This window comes from Lactococcus ileimucosae (genome assembly GCF_943193185.1).
Classification (GTDB): domain Bacteria; phylum Bacillota; class Bacilli; order Lactobacillales; family Streptococcaceae; genus Lactococcus; species Lactococcus ileimucosae.
Genome location: NZ_CALPDE010000009.1, coordinates 45,502 through 64,453 on the forward strand (window position 1 = coordinate 45,502; position 18,952 = coordinate 64,453).

General features: G+C 40.4%; 18 protein-coding genes, 1 tRNA gene and 1 pseudogene. 4 read left to right on the forward strand and 16 right to left on the reverse strand.

Annotation, left to right across the window (positions count from 1 at the left end; genetic code table 11):
* Positions 1–21 precede the first annotated feature (21 nt).
* The 12 genes and pseudogenes from NFR51_RS05420 to NFR51_RS05475 all read right to left on the reverse strand — a co-directional run bounded on the left by NFR51_RS05420 (position 22) and on the right by NFR51_RS05475 (position 8,938).
* Complete coding sequence (locus NFR51_RS05420; protein ID WP_251712724.1) at positions 22–669, reverse strand: SDR family NAD(P)-dependent oxidoreductase; 648 nt, start codon at positions 667–669, stop codon at positions 22–24.
* On the reverse strand, positions 650–1,582 hold the full coding sequence (gene rnz, locus NFR51_RS05425) for a ribonuclease Z (protein WP_251712725.1): 933 nt from the start codon (positions 1,580–1,582) through the stop codon (positions 650–652). Before rnz ends, NFR51_RS05420 begins: the two co-directional genes overlap by 20 nt.
* Positions 1,583–1,750: 168 nt before the next feature.
* Positions 1,751–1,822 (reverse strand) — tRNA-Arg (locus NFR51_RS05430).
* Positions 1,823–2,026: 204 nt separating this feature from the next.
* Positions 2,027–2,701 (reverse strand): annotated as a pseudogene (locus NFR51_RS05435) (phosphopentomutase); the annotation flags it as partial.
* A gap of 307 nt (positions 2,702–3,008) precedes the next feature.
* Positions 3,009–3,695, reverse strand: coding sequence for an HAD family hydrolase (locus NFR51_RS05440; protein ID WP_251712727.1), 687 nt, complete (start codon positions 3,693–3,695; stop codon positions 3,009–3,011).
* Between the two features lie 157 nt (positions 3,696–3,852).
* Positions 3,853–5,136, reverse strand: a complete 1,284-nt coding sequence (gene tig, locus NFR51_RS05445) for a trigger factor (RefSeq protein WP_251712729.1) — start codon at positions 5,134–5,136, stop codon at positions 3,853–3,855.
* A 149-nt stretch (positions 5,137–5,285) separates the two neighbouring features.
* On the reverse strand, positions 5,286–5,471 hold the full coding sequence (locus NFR51_RS05450) for a DNA-directed RNA polymerase subunit beta (protein ID WP_251712731.1): 186 nt from the start codon (positions 5,469–5,471) through the stop codon (positions 5,286–5,288).
* Positions 5,464–6,747, reverse strand: a complete 1,284-nt coding sequence (gene murA / locus NFR51_RS05455) for a UDP-N-acetylglucosamine 1-carboxyvinyltransferase (RefSeq protein WP_251712733.1) — start codon at positions 6,745–6,747, stop codon at positions 5,464–5,466. Before murA ends, NFR51_RS05450 begins: the two co-directional genes overlap by 8 nt.
* A gap of 72 nt (positions 6,748–6,819) precedes the next feature.
* On the reverse strand, positions 6,820–7,608 hold the full coding sequence (locus NFR51_RS05460) for an inositol monophosphatase family protein (RefSeq protein ID WP_251712735.1): 789 nt from the start codon (positions 7,606–7,608) through the stop codon (positions 6,820–6,822).
* Positions 7,574–7,855: a UPF0223 family protein gene (locus tag NFR51_RS05465; RefSeq protein WP_251712737.1), complete on the reverse strand. Its 282-nt coding sequence runs from the start codon at positions 7,853–7,855 to the stop codon at positions 7,574–7,576. The genes NFR51_RS05460 and NFR51_RS05465 overlap by 35 nt, the downstream gene beginning before the upstream one ends.
* Before the next feature lie 25 nt (positions 7,856–7,880).
* Complete coding sequence (gene spx / locus NFR51_RS05470) at positions 7,881–8,273, reverse strand: transcriptional regulator Spx (protein ID WP_251712739.1); 393 nt, start codon at positions 8,271–8,273, stop codon at positions 7,881–7,883.
* A 137-nt stretch (positions 8,274–8,410) separates the two neighbouring features.
* Positions 8,411–8,938, reverse strand: a complete 528-nt coding sequence (locus NFR51_RS05475) for an SLOG family protein (protein ID WP_251712740.1) — start codon at positions 8,936–8,938, stop codon at positions 8,411–8,413.
* A gap of 80 nt (positions 8,939–9,018) precedes the next feature.
* Here NFR51_RS05475 and recU point away from each other — a divergent pair, with 80 nt between their 5' ends.
* From recU to NFR51_RS05490, 3 genes are all read left to right on the forward strand, one after another.
* Entirely contained in the window at positions 9,019–9,669 is a 651-nt protein-coding gene (gene recU / locus NFR51_RS05480; RefSeq protein ID WP_251712742.1) for a Holliday junction resolvase RecU, read from the forward strand.
* Positions 9,670–9,748: 79 nt separating this feature from the next.
* Entirely contained in the window at positions 9,749–11,785 is a 2,037-nt protein-coding gene (locus NFR51_RS05485) for a transglycosylase domain-containing protein (protein WP_251712743.1), read from the forward strand.
* A gap of 3 nt (positions 11,786–11,788) precedes the next feature.
* Positions 11,789–12,415 (forward strand): MBL fold metallo-hydrolase, encoded by a 627-nt coding sequence (locus NFR51_RS05490; protein ID WP_251712744.1) that lies wholly within the window; start codon positions 11,789–11,791, stop codon positions 12,413–12,415.
* Positions 12,416–12,715: 300 nt separating this feature from the next.
* On the opposite strand, the gene NFR51_RS05495 is transcribed toward NFR51_RS05490, so the two are convergent.
* A complete protein-coding gene (locus NFR51_RS05495; RefSeq protein ID WP_251712745.1) occupies positions 12,716–13,627 on the reverse strand; it encodes a LysM peptidoglycan-binding domain-containing protein in 912 nt (303 codons plus the stop codon).
* Between the two features lie 187 nt (positions 13,628–13,814).
* Here NFR51_RS05495 and cysK point away from each other — a divergent pair, with 187 nt between their 5' ends.
* Positions 13,815–14,735, forward strand: coding sequence for a cysteine synthase A (gene cysK, locus NFR51_RS05500; RefSeq protein ID WP_251712746.1), 921 nt, complete (start codon positions 13,815–13,817; stop codon positions 14,733–14,735).
* Positions 14,736–14,857: 122 nt separating this feature from the next.
* Here the strand turns inward: cysK and NFR51_RS05505 are convergent, their stop codons facing one another.
* The 3 genes from NFR51_RS05505 to hbs all read right to left on the reverse strand — a co-directional run bounded on the left by NFR51_RS05505 (position 14,858) and on the right by hbs (position 18,911).
* Positions 14,858–16,519 (reverse strand): hypothetical protein, encoded by a 1,662-nt coding sequence (locus NFR51_RS05505; RefSeq protein WP_251712747.1) that lies wholly within the window; start codon positions 16,517–16,519, stop codon positions 14,858–14,860.
* Positions 16,520–17,003: 484 nt separating this feature from the next.
* Positions 17,004–18,149, reverse strand: a complete 1,146-nt coding sequence (locus tag NFR51_RS05510; protein ID WP_251712763.1) for a cysteine desulfurase family protein — start codon at positions 18,147–18,149, stop codon at positions 17,004–17,006.
* Positions 18,150–18,635: 486 nt separating this feature from the next.
* Positions 18,636–18,911, reverse strand: coding sequence for a non-specific DNA-binding protein Hbs (gene hbs / locus NFR51_RS05515; RefSeq protein ID WP_202230170.1), 276 nt, complete (start codon positions 18,909–18,911; stop codon positions 18,636–18,638).
* Positions 18,912–18,952 lie beyond the last annotated feature (41 nt).

Genomic DNA, 18,952 nt, shown 5'->3' on the forward strand with positions numbered 1-18,952 from the left:
GCAACTATTTTTTTTAGAAACTTATTTGTAATTGAAAAATTTTCTACCTACATAGTCAATAACCTCTGGAAAAAGCGCACGTAGCTTTGCAACGGCAGCAAGCTGAACAGGGAGATTTATTTCCCTTTTTCTTTTACCAAGTGTCTTTTCAATTTTAGAAGCAACATATGTCGGACTGATTGCATTTTTGCCTACCTTTTCAAGATAAGCCCTATTGTCCTTATGAAACTTTGTCCGGACTGGTCCAGTATTAACTGTTGTAACAATCAATTCTGGCTTCTCTAAGCGTAAGGCATCTGAAAAAGCCAGAACTGCTGCTTTTGAGGCCGCATATACCGTCGCCTTAGCTGTAGGTAACTTTCCCGCCATCGAAGCAATATTGATGACTTGTGTTTGGGGCTGCAAGTCACGTGTCAGTTTAATCAAGTCCAGTGTATTGACCTTAAACATCTCCTCAATCTGCTCATCCGAAAGATTTTCCAGTTCTTCAAACTCACCAAAACCCGCATTGTTGATAAGAATATCTACTCTTTCAGGGATTTCTGGGTAAGGAAGGGAACGGCTCATCAAGATAAGATTATCATCCTGTAAACGTCGAATGAGCTCTTGGGCAATATCTCCGCTAGCTCCAGTGATGACGATATTTCTTCTAGTCAATTTTTTCTTCATAAAAATCTTTTGCCACATAGGAATTTTCGTGAACAGCTCTGGCCTCTTGCGCAAGCTGCGCAACCAAGGGACCAACATAACGCGCACTGATATGTGTTAATATCAAGCGATTGACGCCTGCCTCTCTTGCAACATCAGCTGCCTGTTTTGCTGTAGAGTGTCCATGGCGTCGCGCCATTTTTGCCTCTTTTGCTTCATAAGTCGCCTCGTGAACTAAGAGATCTGCACCAGCAGCAAGTCTCACTGCACTTGGGGTACGCCGTGTGTCCCCCAGTATCGTCACTATTTTTCCACGTTTATCTGCTCCGATATAATCCTCTGGTCGAAACAGCTTTCCTTCGTGCTCCACCGTTTCACCCTTCTTAATTTTGCCAAAGAGCGGGCCAAAAGGCAAGCCGTCTGCTTTCAAAGCTTCAGCATCAAGCTCCCCTACACGGTCTTTTTCCACTACACGATAACCTAAACAAAAAATCGTATGGTCCAAAATATCTGCATAAACTTCAAAAGTATCATCTTCGAAGATTTTCCCTGCCTCATCAAGCTCATAAAAATTTATCCTATAGCCAAGACGTGTACCAGATACGCGCAAAGCGGTCATCACAAAGTCCTTCAAGCCTTTCGGACCATATAAATCTAAATGCGTATGCTCCTCATCCTTACTTGATCCTTGAAAAGAACGACTGGAGAGAAATCCAGGTAAACCAAAAATATGATCCCCATGCAAATGAGTAATAAATATTTTTGTAATTTTCCTCGGTCTTATTGATGTTTCTAAGATCTGGTGTTGCGTAGCTTCTCCACAGTCAAAAAGCCATATTTCATTTCGCTCATCCAGCATTTTCAAAGCAATAGCTTGGGTTTTTCTGGTTCTTGAAGGCTGACCTGCACCTGTCCCTAAGAATTGAATTTCCATATTTCCCTCAATCTTCTATTTGTAGTCTATGTTTTTCACTGATGCATCAGATAAAAAATATTTTCTATCTTGAAATTTACACCGTTCTTCTATGACAAAAAGAAGAACGTAATGTAAAAAACATTGTGCCCCTCACAATGTTTTACAGTGCTTAACATAAAAAATTTATCCGTCTGGAGGGAATCGAACCCCCATCGCAAGAACCGGAATCTTGCGTGATATCCATTACACTACAGACGGCACTGACAACTCTATCATTTTACAGGAAAAGCAAGGAAATTTCAAGTCTCTTTACTTACAAAAAATCACTCAAAACCTTTCATCACTCCACTTAATAGAGTTGCTCGTCTAAGCTTACTTCGCTTTTTACTCTGTGCCCTTTAGGGCTTCTTAACCTTGAATTCTAATCAAGAAAAGAAATTTTTCCAATATAAGGTTGTTCCCTTATCCAAAAATTTCATTTAGGAAAGATTTCCCATTTTGAGGCGAATCAACGCCAAAATAAGCTGCGACTGTCGCTCCAACATCAGCCATTGTCTTTCTTTCTCCGATATTCTTGCCGTAAATGCCTGGGCTATGAATGAGTAAAGGAACACGTTCACGTGTATGATTAGAATGTCCAATCGTTGGATCATTACCATGATCTGCCATAACTATGCGTACATCTCCTTCATTTATCAAAGGAAGGAGTTCCTCAAGCCGCTTATCACTAAGTTCTAAACGGTCAGAATAGCGCATCACATCTTCTGCATGTCCAGCAAGGTCAGTTTCTTGGATATTCAATGCGACAAATCCATTGTCTATATCTTTAACTTCACTCATCAGGTCGTCAAACAGTATGTCTGAATCGACACCAGGAAAAAGTCGGGCACTGCTCGTTTGGATAATGTCCGCTACTTTGCCTAAAAACGAAACTGTAATTCCTTTCTTATCCAAAATAGTCGGTGTCTGCACATTTTTATCAATCCCATAACCAAGATGAACAACTTGATAACCATTATTATAAACGCCTGACTCCGGTGCATCAACACCTGCGATTTCATTGTTTTTCACTTTCATTGCAGAAAGCAGATCATCAAGCGTAATCTTTTTACCACCAAAAGTAATGACGCGAGAAAGAGGATTTTAAAAAGTCCTGTCGTTACTTGCTCAAGCATAAGACTGCTATCCAAAGAGGCATTGTTTCCCCTTATTCCCATGGGCCTCTAGAAGGCTCAACAACCTTTGGAAGCTCATTAAGCGCATTGCCTTTTGGCTTTGGGCGTTTTGACCACCTTAGAAAACAGACTTTACTCCAACAAATACTTGTCAAACACAACTAAAAAAGCTGTCAGACCGACAACTTTCTTATAGTCACTGTGACCCATTTTTAGCCATTACCCCCGAAGACTTGACTGAACCAAAATATTTTCTAAAACGCAAACGTTTACAAAAAGTCTTCAAGAAAAGTTTCAATATTTTCGTAATTTTTATCTGCAACTGTATTTTTTTCATGACCGATATAAGCTGTAGCCAAGCCTAGTTTCTGGGCTGGTATGATATCATGTTCCAATAAATCTCCCACCATAAGAGTCCGCTCAGGCTCAAAAGCTTCTTTTTCAAGAAGGTGACAAAAGGCTGCAGAATCTGGCTTACTAAAACCTGTTTCAGCGGAAATGTAGACTGGAAACATATTTTCAAAACCAAAACGTCGAATTTTTTCTCTCTGTTCCCAGCTTTCACCATTGCTCAAAATCGCGATACGATAGTTCTCTGATAACTCTTTCATCTTGGCGAGAAGAGTAGAATCACTCTCTATTTCTTCAAGCAGGACCGTAAGAAAAATATCAAAAAAAAGTCGAATGAAATTTTCTTTATAATTGATAGCATAGTGATCCAGCACCATACGAACACGTTCTTCACGCAATTGCTCAATTGTCATTTTTCCTTCATGCACCTGCGGCCACAACTGCGCATCAATTTCATGGTATTTCAACATAAAATCATCTATTGAAAAACCACTATCAAAAGTAATTAAATCTAAAAAAACCTTGCGATGTGCTCTTTCCCAATATTTTTTAAAAGGGAAAAGAGTATTGTCCCAGTCAAAAATAATATTTTTTATCCCACTCATGGTTGAAAATCTCCTCCCCCACTTTATTAAAAGTCTATCATTTTACCTTTTTTATATCAAATTAATTAAGCCTACGTCCCTCTGACGCAATCCCCCGGAGAATAAAAAAGCATATCAATGATGGTTCTAACGCCTCATTGATATACTTTTATGATTTCTACTTCACTTTAGCTGAACTTGTAATTGCTTCAACAGCTTTCTTCATTGCAATATCATGTTGGAGCATGTCAACTGGAAGGAGTTTTTCAACTTGTTCCACTGGCATGTTGTATTGTTCAGCCAACTCTGCAATCTCAGCTTTAACTTCTTCATCTGTAGTTTCAAAGTTTTCAGCTTTCGCGATAGCTTCAATAACAAGATTTGTACGCACGCGTTTACCAGCATCAGCTTGATACTGTTCATGCAATTGTTCTTCAGTTGTACCTGTGATTTGGAAGTACATTTCTGGAGAAATACCTTGTTGTTGCATACCACCAAGAAATTCATTCATCGCACGGTGAACTTCTTCGTGAATCATCTCTTCAGGAATTTCTTTGATTTCAGCATTAGCTACAGCTGTTTCGATAGCCGCTGTTTCAACAGCATCATTGTAAGCTTCTTCCTTAGCAGTTTCAAGTTCTTTACGGAATTTAGCCTTAAGCTCATCTAAAGTTTCAACTTCTTCATCGATGTCTTTAGCCAACTCGTCATCAAGTTCTGGAACTTCTTTCGCTTTTACTTCATTAACTTTAGTTACAAAGACTGCTTCTTTACCTGCAAGTTCTGTGGCTTGGTAGTCTTCTGGGAAAGTTACTTTGACATCAATTTCGTCACCTGCTGAAGCACCTACAAGTTGTTCTTCAAAGCCTGGGATAAATTGACCTGAGCCAAGTTCTAGACTATGGTTCGCACCTTTTCCACCTTCAAATTCAACACCATCAATTGAACCTACAAAATCAATAACAACAGTGTCTCCATTTTCAGCTTTACCTTCCTTAACAGTCAACTCAGCAAGATTATTTTGTTCTTGAGTCAAACGTGCTTCTACTTCTTCGTCAGAAACTTCTTTCGTTGCATCGACTGAAACTTCTAAGTTTTTGTAGTCGCCAAGCTGAACTTCAGGTTTAACTGTTACTTCCGCTGTTAACTCCCAGTCCGAACCTTTTTCCATTTTAGTGACATCAATTTTTGGTTGTGCAACCGGCTCGATACCTGCTTCTTTTACAGCTGCATCATAAGCAGCTGGCAATACAGCGTTCAAAGCTTCTTCAAAAAGTGCTTCCTCACCATACATGCGGTTAAACATTTGACGGCTGACTTTACCTTTACGAAAACCTGGAACTGAGATATTACCTTTTACTTTATTGAAAGCTTTGTCAAGACCCTGTTTGATTGTTTCTTGATCGATTGAAAATGAGAGTGTACCAGTGTTAACACCAGTTTTTTCAAAACTTGCAGTCATTAATTATTTCTCCTTATTTATGAGCCCTGAGCTCAGAAATTTCATACCTCACTAGAATAGCATAAAAACTGACTTAATTCAACTTTTTGAGCAAGTCATTCCACAGAATCTGCTTTGTTTAAAAATAAAAAAAGAGCTGAAAACTCTTTTTACGGATTTAAACGTTGGAGTACCTCTCGCCATAAGTTTCCACTGAAAACACGAGTTGCTTGCCCTCCTCCAAGCACACCATAACCTAGCATTAAGCCTGTCGCTACTGCTACAACTATAAGAACAAGGACTAAAAGGAGCAAAGAAAGGCGAATTCCTAAGACTTTAATCGTTTTTTTAATCATCTATTTCCTCAAGTTCCGGAACGCGTTCAATATCTGCTCCAAGTGATTTTAATTTTTCATGAAATCGATAGTAGCCACGATCAAGGTGATTTAATTTACGAACAGTCGTTTGCCCTTGGGCGACCATCCCTAACAAAATCAAGGCTGCACTCGCGCGTAAATCTGTTGACTTAACTTGCGCACCTTGCAATCGACGTGTCCCTTGGATGATGGCTGTGTTTCGTGTAATATCAACAGTCAAGCCCATGCGGCGCATTTCTTCCAAATGCTGGAAACGGTTTTCAAAGACTGTTTCAATCATCGTTGATTCGCCATTTGCAATCGCTTGTACAGCAGTCATTTGTGATTGCATATCTGTTGGAAAGCCTGGGTGCGGTAAAGTTTTAACATTGGTTGGTTTTAAAACTTTAGGACCAATAACACGGAGCCCTTCAGCTTCTTGGACGAACTCCACACCCATCTCAATCAATTTTGAAATCAGCGGTCGGTTATGCTCACGAACAGCATCCTTGATGAGGACATCACCTTGAGTCATAGCTGCCGCGACCATAAAGGTACCCGCTTCAATACGGTCTTGGACTACTGCGTGATTGGCACCATGCATTTTTTCAACACCTTTGATGATAATTGTATCCGTTCCCGCACCTTTGACATTTGCTCCCATTTTATTGAGCCAGTTAGCCAAATCAACAATCTCAGGTTCACGTGCAGCGTTTTCCAAAGTTGTTGTGCCCTCTGCCAAAGTTGCTGCCATCATCAAGTTTTGCGTCGCACCAACTGATGGAAAATCGAGATAAATGTAAGCGCCACGAAGTTTCTCAGCCTTGGCCTCAATATAGCCAGCTTCTTGAGTAATTTCAGCGCCCATCAATTCAAAGCCTCGTAAGTGTAAATCAATGGGACGTGACCCGATGGAGCATCCCCCCGGCATTGAAACACGAGCATGACCATTGCGCGCAAGGATGGGCCCCATTACGACAATGGAGGCACGCATCTTACTTACAAATTCATAAGGTGCCTTTATTTTTACCTTAGCAGCTGCCTGAGCTTTAACTGCTTTGTTTTCTTCTGAAAACTCCAAATCCACTCCAAGATGATCCACTAAGTTGTTCATCATATAAACATCACTCAGAATAGGAACATTCCGAAGAACAATTTCTCCCTCACTTGGCAAAAGCGTTGCTGCAAGTAAAGGCAGAACGGCATTTTTTGCACCTTCAATTTCTACAGTTCCTTTAAGGCGTGTATTCCCGCCCTTGACAATTATTTTATCCATTTCTTCATTCCTATAATTTCTTTGTTCTGAAAGACACCCTAAATTATAGCACAATGAATCATTTCGTCAACTTTACAAGATGACGTCCGTCTCTTCTACCAGCTGTCCCACTAAATGTTGCGGTAAGCTGTAAACATACTGACAATCTGTAAGATTCGGTTTTTCTCCCTTAAAAGTCTTGGTCACAAAACCAAGTTTTCCAGCCAAAATGCCTCCCGCAGCATAGTCCCATGGCTGTAAACGGCTAAAATAGCCTACAATTTTCCCTTCAAGCAAGTCTGCATAAGCCATTCCAGCACTTCCCAACATCCTCACACCTAAAGTTTTCAAACTAAAGTCTGTCAGTTTATAAAAATTTTTACGGTAAATCATCGAATTTATAGCCAGTAAACTTTCTGATAACTCTTTAGGCTTATAGACCAGCTCCCTGTTGTTACAAAACACATGGTGCGCATTGTTCCAGTAAAGCTTATCTTCCATTACGTTAAGTATCAAGCCAAATTGTGCTTGTCCTTGCTCATAATATGCCAGCATCACAGCGAAGTTGTCTTGCTGTACAACGAAGTTAATGGTTCCATCAATCGGATCTAAAATCCAAAAATTCTCTTGAGAACGGTCAAAGGATACCAGATTCTTTCCTGACTCTTCCGCCAAAATTTTATCTTCAGGATAGGCTTTGAGAATTTCTTCAATAATAATTTCTTGGACTTTTTTATCAAAATTTGTCACTAAATCACTAAAGTTGCTTTTTTGAGAAATTTCCAGCCTCTGATGAATATTATCTCGAAGAAAAATGCCCGCTTCTCTAACCCAAACTTTCGCTTGCTCAAGCTTTTTCAGAGCGAACGTATTGTCTCTCACTTGCTTGTACCTCCTTTAGGGCACGATAAAGCGAATAACCACTGTTCTCTTCAAATTCTCGCCCCAGTTGCTTCTCTTGCATCTTTGAAGGAACAATGCGCTTAAACTCTTTATATTTTTCTAAAAATTCTTCTCGATTGACTTTGCTTTCATAAAATTTTTCAACCTGATTGAAAAAAGAGAGCACTGCAGTCATTTCAGCAGTACTCCAACTCAAATCAAGTGGATATTGATAATTTGTTTTCATAATTTTCCACTCTCCTTTATCTCATTTAAAATTCGTTCACAGCTTGTTTCATCTCTGCACGGCGATAATTACGAGGCAAAAAGGCACGTATCTCATCTTCATTAAAACCAATTTGTAACAAACGATCATCCGTAATAATCGGACGACGCAAAAGATTTGGATACTTTGTCACAAGATCTATTAACTCATTAATTGTTAACTCATCAAGGTCCAAATCAAGCTTTTGAAATATTTTTGACCGAATCGAGATAATGTCTTCCGTACCATTTTCCGTTTTTGACAAAATTTTACGCAAGTCGTTGCTCGTCATCGGCTGTGTCAAAATATTGTGCTCCTTATAAGGAACACCGTGTTTATCCAACCATGCACGCGCCTTACGACAACTTGTACATGACGGAGACAAGTATAAATCAACCACTTTCTTTCCTCATTCTATCTAGGCTGTGAACAATTCTAAAACTCGAGCAGCGCTATCATTTCGCTCCTCATTATAACAAAATTTAGGACTTAAGAAAAGCGTGTTTTTTTACTATTGTGTGAGAATTTATGTCGCTGTTACATATTGTTCATCTCCTCACAAATTTCTTGCAAATCTTCAAATCTAATCCATTCCATGTTATAGTTTGGTGTCTTTTGCATCTTGTTTGTAATATAACGCAGTTTTGTTTCATTTTCTTCATCATACAAAACTAGCGCCCCATCTGAATTTTCAAGCAAGAAGTCGTTATACTGACGAAATTGACTGGGATTTTCATAGCTTTCATAAGCGTACTTTACATAATCGACATTTTTAAATTCCTGCAATTTAGCCTGATTGGCTTGATTCCAGTTTTTTCCATGCGTTTCAAAGGGAAAGATACTGGCAATGAAAAAATCATAATCCTTCTGCAACTCTTTAGAAACCTGTAAAGCCCAATATTCAAAACCCAAACTTCCAGTAAAAATAACCCAATTAAGACCATTGTCCAAATAAGCTTCCAAACGCAATTTTAGAGCCTTTTTGATAATGCTTATTTTGATATCCTTTTCATCAAAAATCCCTAAGTCAAAAGCTGTGTAACCTGTGATAAGTAAAGTTTTCATAACTGACACTTCCCTGTAAAAAATATGCTATAATTACATTATACAATAGAGGTGACAATTTAATAAACGGAAAAATACTTATGTTGAAATATCCCCAAGGTTTAAACAAACAAGGAAAAACTTTTTCAGAGAAAACATCTGAGAAAAAAATAGTGCATAACGCTGCGAAAAGTTCCCTGAATATGATAAAATCTAAACCGGCAGTAAAATTTGGAAAGCGTGGGATGAACTTTGAAGCCGAGATTAATGCCACCAATGATTACTATCTGGCACACGATATCGCTGTCATTCATAAAAAACCCACACCCATCCAAATCGTAAAAGTCGACTACCCTAAACGTAGCCGGGCAAAAATCACTGAAGCTTACTTTAGGCAAGCTTCTACCACTGATTATTCCGGAGTCTATCAGGGAAGATATATCGACTTTGAGGCTAAAGAAACGCATCAGAAAACAAGTTTCCCTCTGAAAAATTTCCATGAACATCAAATTGTTCATATGAAAAAAGTGATTGAGCAAAAAGGTATCGCTTTTGTTCTTTTACATTTTGCTTCTTTAGACGAAACCTACTACTTGCCTTCTGAGAATTTGATTCACTTTTATCATGAGAAGAACGGACTGAAGTCCATTCCACTTGATTATATTAAAAAGCATGCTTACCCGCTTTCATCTAATCAAATTCCTAGAATTCCCTATTTGGAAATCGTTAATAAACTTTGTGAGGTGAATTAAAATTTCTACGAACAAACGAAAAAAATCAAAAGCGAGTCAAAAGAAAAATACGGTTGTTAAAAGATCTCTCATTTCTACATTGAAATGGGCTTTAATTCTGATTTTTTCAGCTGTTATCTTCACTTTTGTTGCTGCAGGTGCACTTTTTATATACTATGCAAAAGATGCTCCTAAATTAGATATGAGCAAGCTTGAGTCCCCTCCTTCAACAGTTGTTTACGACAAAGATGAAAACATTATTGCAACACTTGGGGCAGAGCAGCGCGATCTGGTACAAACAGACAATATCCCTGTTATGCTTGTCAATGCTGTTACCTCAATTGAAGACCACCGCTTTTTTAATACACGGGGCGTTGATCCGATTCGTATTGTCGGCTCTTTATTAAATAACTTGCGTGGTGGACACATTCAGGGTGGTTCTACCCTGGACATGCAATTGATTAAGCTCTCTTTTTATTCCACAGACTCTTCCGATCAAACGATGCGTGTAAAGATTCAAGAAGCTTGGCTTGCTTTACAACTTGATCAAAAATGGTCTAAAGAGCAAATTTTTACTGCTTATGTAAACAAAGTCAACATGGCAAACGGCTATTATGGTATGGGAACTGCTTCCAAAGCTTACTATAACAAGCCGCTAACCCAGTTGTCCATTGCACAACTTGCACTACTGGCAGGGATGCCTCAAGCGCCAAATACTTACAACCCTTATAAAAATCCAGAAGCTGCGAAGTATCGCCGTGATCTGGTTATCAATTCTATGTATCGCTTTGGTAAAATCACTGAAAAGCAAAGAGATGAAGCGCTTAACACGCCTATTGATAACGGTCTTCAGCCATTAAAAGGCGGCGCAAATATTCCTGAGTATGCTAATGACTTCATTACAGAGGCCATCAAGCAAGCCAATAAAGAAACGGGGACAGATGCTCCAAATGCTGGCTTAAAGATATATACAACACTTGACAGCAAAGCTCAAAAGGACCTCTTCAACATTGTCAATACCAATGATTCTGTTCCTTTCACAGACGACGAGCTCCAAGTCGCTTCAACCTTGATCGATACACAAACAGGCGGTGTAGCTGCTCAAATCGGTAGCCGTAAACGCGAAATCACTCCTTTTGGTTTCAATCAGGCGACCGCGGTAGACCGCGACTGGGGCTCAACAGTAAAACCTTTGATTGACTATGCACCAGCTTTTGATAACGGAATCTACACAAGTACTGCTCAAACCATCTCCGACTCTGGTCCTTACTTTTATCCAGATTCCCCAAATATTCAGTTGAACAACTGGGACAATCGCTACCTCGGTAATATTACTGTACGACAGGCTTTAGCCCTTTCACGTAACATTCCAGCCATCAAAACATTAAATGCAGTTGGTCTTGACAAAGCTACCGAGTTTGCGAATAAGCTAGGCTTTAAATATGCAGTAGAAACAGGGACAAATGCCGATGGTGAAGCAACTTTTGAACCAGGGACGATGACATACTCAAACGGTATTTCAAGTAATTCAAGAAGTAGGGATCCTCAATATGGTGCCAGTTCTGAACGCATGGCTGCTGCCTATGCTGCCTTAGCTAATGATGGTATTTATACCAAGCCTTACTATGTCTCAAAAATCATCATGCCTGATGGTTCGACAAAAACTTACGAACCTGAACGTACACGTGCCATGAAGCCTTCTACAGCCTATATTATTACTGACATTCTCAAGGGAGTAATCAAAGGGAATGACGGAACAATCCCGGCACTTTCTACAGGTCTTTATGCCCAAACCCCTGGACTCCCAGAAGCTGGAAAAACTGGAACTTCAAATTATGATACCAATGAATATCAACAAGCGTTACAAACTGCTGGTATTACCCAAGCACAACTTCAAGGTGGCTCTATGGCCCCTGATGAAAACTTTGTCGGGTATACACCTCAGTATGCAATGGCTGTATGGACAGGTTATAAAAACAAACTCCAGCCTATCTATGGCGAGAACATGTACATTGCTGCCAAAGTTTTCAAAGCAATGATGAATGATCTTTATCCAGATCCAACATCTGTTGAAGACTGGCAGATGCCGACTGATGTTATAAAACAAGGCTCTGAACTCACTGCAACAGGAAATTAGTCTATGAAAATCGATAAAATCGTCAATGAAATTGCTCAGGAAAATACTTATATCCTGAGTAATTCTACTTTTAGCTTACTTATTGACCCAGGCAGCCAGCCTGATAAAATTATTGAGAAGCTCAAAGAAATCAATAAACCTCTGGCTGCTATTTTACTTACTCATGCTCATTTTGACCATATCATGGGACTGGATACTATAAAGGAATCTCATCCTCAAGCTTTGGTTCTTCTGCATGAAAGCGAAAAAGATTGGCTTACCCATCCCGAGCTTAACGCTTCTACTTTGATGATGGGTGAACCCGTAACTTGTAAAACAACCGTGGATGAATATTATACCTGCAACACGCCTTATAATTTTTCAGGACTAGAATTCTCTGTTCGGCCCACACCCGGTCACTCTCCCGGTGGAGTAAGTTTTGTCTTTAAACAAGAAGGAATCGTTTTTTCTGGAGATGCCCTTTTTTCTGTTTCGATTGGCAGAACAGACTTGGTTGGTGGAAATCATGAACAGCTCCTTCAATCTATTAAACAAGAACTTTTCTCTCTGCCAGATGACTGCATTGTTTATCCTGGTCACGGTCCAAGTACCACTATTGGAAAAGAAAAACTTTATAACCCATTTTTTTAACATAAAAGTCCTCGCGCTGATTACACTCTAAATGTTAGATTTTTTCGTCTAACATTTGGCAGTCATAGCAGCATGAGGTCTTTTTATAATGTTCTTCTTTATGCTCACAATGTATCTCCCCCTTATCTTACATTCCATACATCAATTGTGACAAAACAAAACGCCCAATTTTTCAAAAAAACTGAACGTTTTTCATCACTCCACAAAATTTACACATAAATCTATGTATCGAATATTACTCTATAGTTGAGCAGAAATAAAAAAATCGTGAAGCCAATAAAGCTTTCACGATAGAATATATTATACAGACAAGATTTGCCCGGGATAGATATTTCCTGTGATACCGTTCATGGCCGCAAGTTCATCTGCCGTCAGCCCATAGACCGAAGCAATCGAAGTTAAAGTGTCACCAGACTGAACAGTGTATGTACGAGAAACCGCTGGGGCTGCAGTTGAAACCGCGGTAGAGGCAGCTGCTAAAGGAATCTGAAGAACCTGACCTATCATGATATGATCTGTAGCTTGAAGTCCATTTTGAGCGAGGATGGCATCCATGGTTACACCATATTGCGCTGCAATGTCATAGACAGTATCACCTTTTTTCACAGTATAAGACTGCAAACCATAGGCACTGGTAGCAGGCGTTGATACAGATGATGCGGTAGCGTAACTTGTTGTTGAAGGCGCAGCAACACCACCCCCATCATAGGCCGTCAAGCCATACTCTGCAATCAAAGCATTGAGTTTTGCGGCATAATTTGGGTCTGTTGCATAACGGCCTTGCAACCAAGCCGTTGCATCCTGGTAAGAGCTGGTATTTTCACGCCAAACACCAGAATACAAGAATGAACCTCGCAAAAGTTGTGCTTGAGCTACACAAGCTTCAGCAACTGAACCGTAGGATTGGAAGGGCTCAATAACATTTTGCATCTGCCCATCAATAAACTCTTGTGTTGGAAGATAAACGGGAGTTCCCGATGTATATTTTACACCAAAGATATTGTTGTAATTGACAGCCAGAGCACTTTGACCTGCACTGCTTTCCAAAATTCCCTGTGCAATCATAACAGACGGATAAAGGCCGTATTCGTTCGCAACAGGTGTCGCTGCTTCTGCTAACTCTTGTACAGACATTGCTTGTGCTTTTACCGCTCCAAGACTGGTGAGTGCAACTGCTGCTGCACCAAATAAAAATTTGTGCTTTGTCCTCATTTTACAAAAACTCCATAAATAAAATATTTATTAATTCTAAGTATATACTATTTATTATCCAATGTAAACCTATACAATTTGCTATATAATATTTTTATAATCTTTATTCGCTTTTTTTATGTAAAAGTGGTAGAGTAAGTTTTATAATAGGAAAGGAAGAGTCCTTAAGGATAAAAAGGAGAATTTTATGTCTAAAATTTATGAAAATATCACGGAACTTATCGGGCAAACACCCGTTATCAAGCTTAGAAATCTTCCTGCAGATAGTGCAGAAGTTTATGTTAAGCTTGAAGCCTTTAATCCCGGAGGTTCTGTAAAAGATCGTATCGCTCTGAATATGATTCGTCAGGCTGAAATTGACGGCCTTTTACAAGCAGGCGGAACCATTATTGAACCCACCTCCGGTAATACTGGCATTGGTCTTGCCTTTGTAGGCGCTGCTTTGGGATACAAGGTTGTTATCGTTATGCCTGAAACTTTCTCTGTGGAACGCCGTAAGTTAATTCAAGCTTACGGTGCTGAGCTCATCTTGACACCAGCAGCTGGCGGAATGAATGAAGCCATTGCTACAGCAGAACGCCTCGCAAAGGAAAACGGCTGGTTCCTTCCCCTTCAGTTTGAAAATCCAGCTAATCCAGCTGCTCATGAAGCAAGCACTGCTGTGGAAATACTTGAAACTTTTGGTGAAACTGGTTTAGATGCCTTTGTTGCAGGAGTTGGTACTGGTGGGACAATTTCAGGTGTTTCACATGTTCTGAAGAAAGCCAATCCTGCACTTAAAAGCTATGCTGTTGAGCCAGCCACTTCCCCACTTTTAAATGGCGGACAACCCCAACCTCATAAAATCCAAGGTATTGGAGTGCCCTTCATCCCTAAAGCTCTGGACACTTCTTCTTACGATGAAGTCATCGATGTTCCTATCGAAGAAGCTTTCAGCACTGCCCGCGAAGTTGGTTTTGAGCAAGGTTTCCTTGTAGGTATCTCTAGTGGTGCGGCGATCTGGGCTGCACTGGAAGTTGCTAAGAAACTGGGCAAAGGTAAAAAAGTGCTGGTTCTGTCCGCAGATAATGGCGAACGCTATCTTTCGACAGAACTGTATGATTTTTAGTTTGGAAAATTCGAGTGGGAAGTAAGACCTTAAGTTGAAATTAGTGCCTTTCTCGCAAATCTATAAAAAGAAACCGCCCTATTAGCATGTTCATATGCTAAGAGTGGGCGGTTTTTCTTTTTTTAGGTTGTAGATTGGTGGATAATGAGGGCAGGACGTATGCCTCCACCGTCACTGCTAAGGTCTACGGCAGAGCCACTACCTACGTCATTAGAAGCAGAAAGCTGACCAACGCCTGTCCCCCCAACCACACGCCAAGCACGGCCCGAAACACCAAAGGTACGAAGCCACCACCAGCTGTTGTTAGTACCTGCACGTTGCGCATGGTTAGAGAAAGCTAAACCACCACCAGATAAACGTGCGACATCCGCAAGAGATAGAGCAAAAGCCCGTTGTGTTCCTCCCGGAACAACTTGAGTAATATCTGCCGCAACGTCTCCTTCTAAATTATCAGGAATCCATCTTGTCCCCCCTGTAAAGGTAACAGAATCATCCGAAACTTCGCCTGTTGTAAATTCATTTGCCACAGGCTGAACTATAGCTTGGACTGAAGGATCAAGTTGTCCATACCAAGAAGTGAGTTCAATTTCTTGGTTATTCCAAGAAACATTGCGGATAGCGTCATTACGAATGATTAAGTGATTACCACCACCCATATCTTCAAGATAGCGGTACTGTTCATTTGCCATCGTAAAGATACGGCCAGGGTTCATGGTAGAAAAGTTAAAGGCATCGACAGGCGAGTCTACATTAGCTCCTGGGTTTTGTCCGCTGTCCTCTACAGCATTATTCCGTATGCCTTGAAGCAAACGCCCCAAATTACCATCATGTCCCTCTTCTGGTTCATTCTCAAAGTTGCGGTCCGGTGTAATCAATTGACTGTCCACATGGATAGCGTAGTAATAAGAACCACGAATATCATGTGCTGCCTCTGTCATCACCGCTGCATCAAGTAGGTAAGAACTGGTTTCTCCCTCCTGCAGTTGGCTGGCCCAGTAAGCCCAGCCTGTCTCATGGTCGATTACCCAGAAGTCACCGATTTTATGCTCATTGGGTAAGGCTGCCCATTGCTGGAGTGTCAGTGGGGCACGGTCTTGCGGCAAGTTTTGTGCTGTTGTACGTTCAACGCCCTCAAGGGCACCGGGCCAGACTGTACTTGTTGGACCCTGACCATTTGTATAGCTCTCTCCTTCTTGCCAGTAGGCATCCTCACCTGTCCCTGGATGAGTGGCCCCATCTGTACTGCCGTCTGTGGCGCCAGTTCCAGCGATATAGTCCCGGGCATGACCTGCTGCGGCTGTCATCAAGTCGTTCTCTACATGGTTGAAAGTGGGCAAGTACCAAGGCGCATGTTCTCCTTGACGGGTCCAACCAAAAGTCAAGTTACTGTATTGGTTAAAGACAGCAGAGTCCCCCACACGAGTAGTGAGCGTGTTTCCTTCTGGAATGTAGGTGGTCCAAGTTTCAATTGCGTCCCGCTCAGTATTGGGCACTACAGGGGTGAAACTTGTTTCTCCTCTTCTTCGAATCTCCATAAACTCAGACAGGCGAATCCGTGCCATGATAGATTCCTCCCCATAGTTTTCGACAAAGACGTCCTTGTTTTCTGTGTCACGGTTGTAGTAATCGTGAACGCGGCCTCCTACTTCACCCAGATTATCTCTTAAACGGTCGTTAATGGCGCGTTGGTTAAAGGCAGTGAAGGCAAATGTTCCTGCAATCAATAGAAGGAGTGTGAACAGAACCAGAGCAATTCCCAGTTTTTTCTTGTTTTTTACGTGCATTTTATTTTTCCTCTTTTTAGTTTTTTCGGTTAAAAGTGTGTTGAGCATAAGTACTCTCAGGCACAGGACCAGCAGTACACGGCAAAAAACGTCCCAGTCATCCGGAACGTTTTGGTGCATGCAGAAAAGAGTGGTAATCTACCGCGTGTTTATGTGCTGTGCTGTGCTGCCTGATTATAGGTCATTAGGCGAATCTCTCCAAACATAATGATATCTCTCATCATATTTTAACACAACGCTCAATATTTAAGAAATGTAACAGTAATATTTTGTTACATTTTCTATTCTAGGTATTTTCATAAACTAGCTAAAAAGAACTAAGGAAATTCCTTCCTTAATCCTTTTTTTCGAGTCTAATCTGTCTGAACTGCTTGGCTTTCAAAGTCTACAAGCTTCCTTCATGATTTCTCTAAAAGTTTTTGAATGTTTCCTTTGTAAAACATTGCTAGAAATGCAGCTCAAAATAATGATGAACAGCCGACAATCATCCTGCAACTTTAAGCATTTCCTGATAAATGTTTCGGAAAATGGTGAGGAAAGCCTCAACTTCTAGCATGTTGTTGGTATGATCTAAACTGATGCGTACAGCACTTGTTGCGAGGTCTGGCTTGACATGCATTGCCATGAGTGTACCAGCAGCTGCATTTTTCTTTGAGGAACAGGCTGAAGTTGTTGAAATATAAATCTCATGTTTTTCGAAAGCATGGACAACTACTTCTCCTCGGACACCGCGTATTCCAAAAGTGAGAATATTCGGCGCAAAGTGCTCATTTTCCGAAAACAAGACAATCTTCTCTTGTTTAGAAAGTTCTTCAAAAATAACGGACTTCATTTGGCGGACTTTTTCAGTCTTCTGCTCAAAGTTTTCTAGATTAAGACGAAGCGCCTTAGCTGTTGCTGCAATTCCTGCTAGGTTTTCTGTTGTCGAACGTTTATTGTTCTCTTGACCTCCTCCGTGTAGCAGAGGGATTAAACGTTTCCCTGATTTAACATAAAGAAAACCTACACCACGTGGTCCATGGAACTTATGAGCAGAAAAAGTCGCAAAGTCAACACGCTCTAACATAAAATCTTCGACAGCAATTTTCCCAATGGCTTGCACTGCATCGATATGGAAAGAAATCGTAGGCTTGTCTTCTAGAAGTTTTGCAATTTCCTTAATGGGCTGAATAGCGCCTACTTCGTTATTAACGGCCATTACAGATACCAAAATTGTATCCTCACGAATGAGGGCTTCCAGTTCTGGCACTTTGACGAAGCCCTTTTCATCAACAGGTGCTACCTCAACCTCAAAACCTTGTGTAGCTAACCAAGCTGCTGTGTTTTTAACTGCTGGATGCTCTACAGCAGAAATAATAATATGCTTGCCAAATTTTTCCTTTTCAAAAGCAACACCTTTGAGTACCCAGTTATCGCCTTCTGTCCCTCCGCTTGTAAAGAAAATCTCCTCCGAACGCACATGGAGTAATTCGGCAATTTGACGGCGCGAAGCCTCTAAAAGACGTGTCGCCGTTGAACCTAAGTTGTGTAAGCTTGAGGGATTCCCCATAATTTTAGTGGCAACATCTGTATAGGTGCGTAATACTTCTGGATGGATAGCTGTCGTGGCTGAATTATCAAAATAAATGATTTTTTCGTCCTCATTTCTGAATATCGTTTAATGCCTTTCTCCTAGAGAAATACGGCATTTCTCATCCTTCATTCTATCACTTTTTCCTTGCTTTTTACAGCTTAAAAACCGAAACCTGATCGGACTGAAAAAGCTAGCTATTCATCTTTCTCTACGCAAGATAGAGTTATTCCTTAGATAAAAAGAAGAAACTTTTCTGTTGCTCCTTTCAGCTCCTGCTCTTACTTTTTCCAAATAAAAAATACCATGGTTCTCCACGGTATCAGTATTTCTACGCTAGATTATTTAAGCGTCTTTAAAATATAGATAATTCTTAACGATACATATTAGGGAAAAAACCGTGTGAATACGTACTTTTGCAACGTTTTTATTTTTATTAGTTGCCGTACTTTTTTCGCACTTTCACGTATTTTCTGCTACTTTTGCCACAAAAGCAAAAAGAAAAGCGCCGCAATCTCTTACAGGGCTTGACTTTATGAACATTAATTATTTAACAGCATCTTTCAAAGCTTTACCAGCTTTAAATGCAGGAACTGTAGTTGCTGCGATTTTGATAGCTGCACCAGTTTGTGGGTTGCGACCTTCGCGAGCAGCACGTTCACGAGTTTCGAAAGTACCGAAACCGATAAGTTGAACTTTTTCTCCTTTTGCGAGGAATTCAGTCACTGATTCACCGAAAGCGTTAACTGCTTTTTCAGCATCTTTTTTAGTCAATCCAGCTTTTGCTGCAACTTCAGCGATAAGATCTTGTTTGTTAGCCATTTTAAAAATGTCCTCCATATTTTGTTTTACCTGTTCTTATT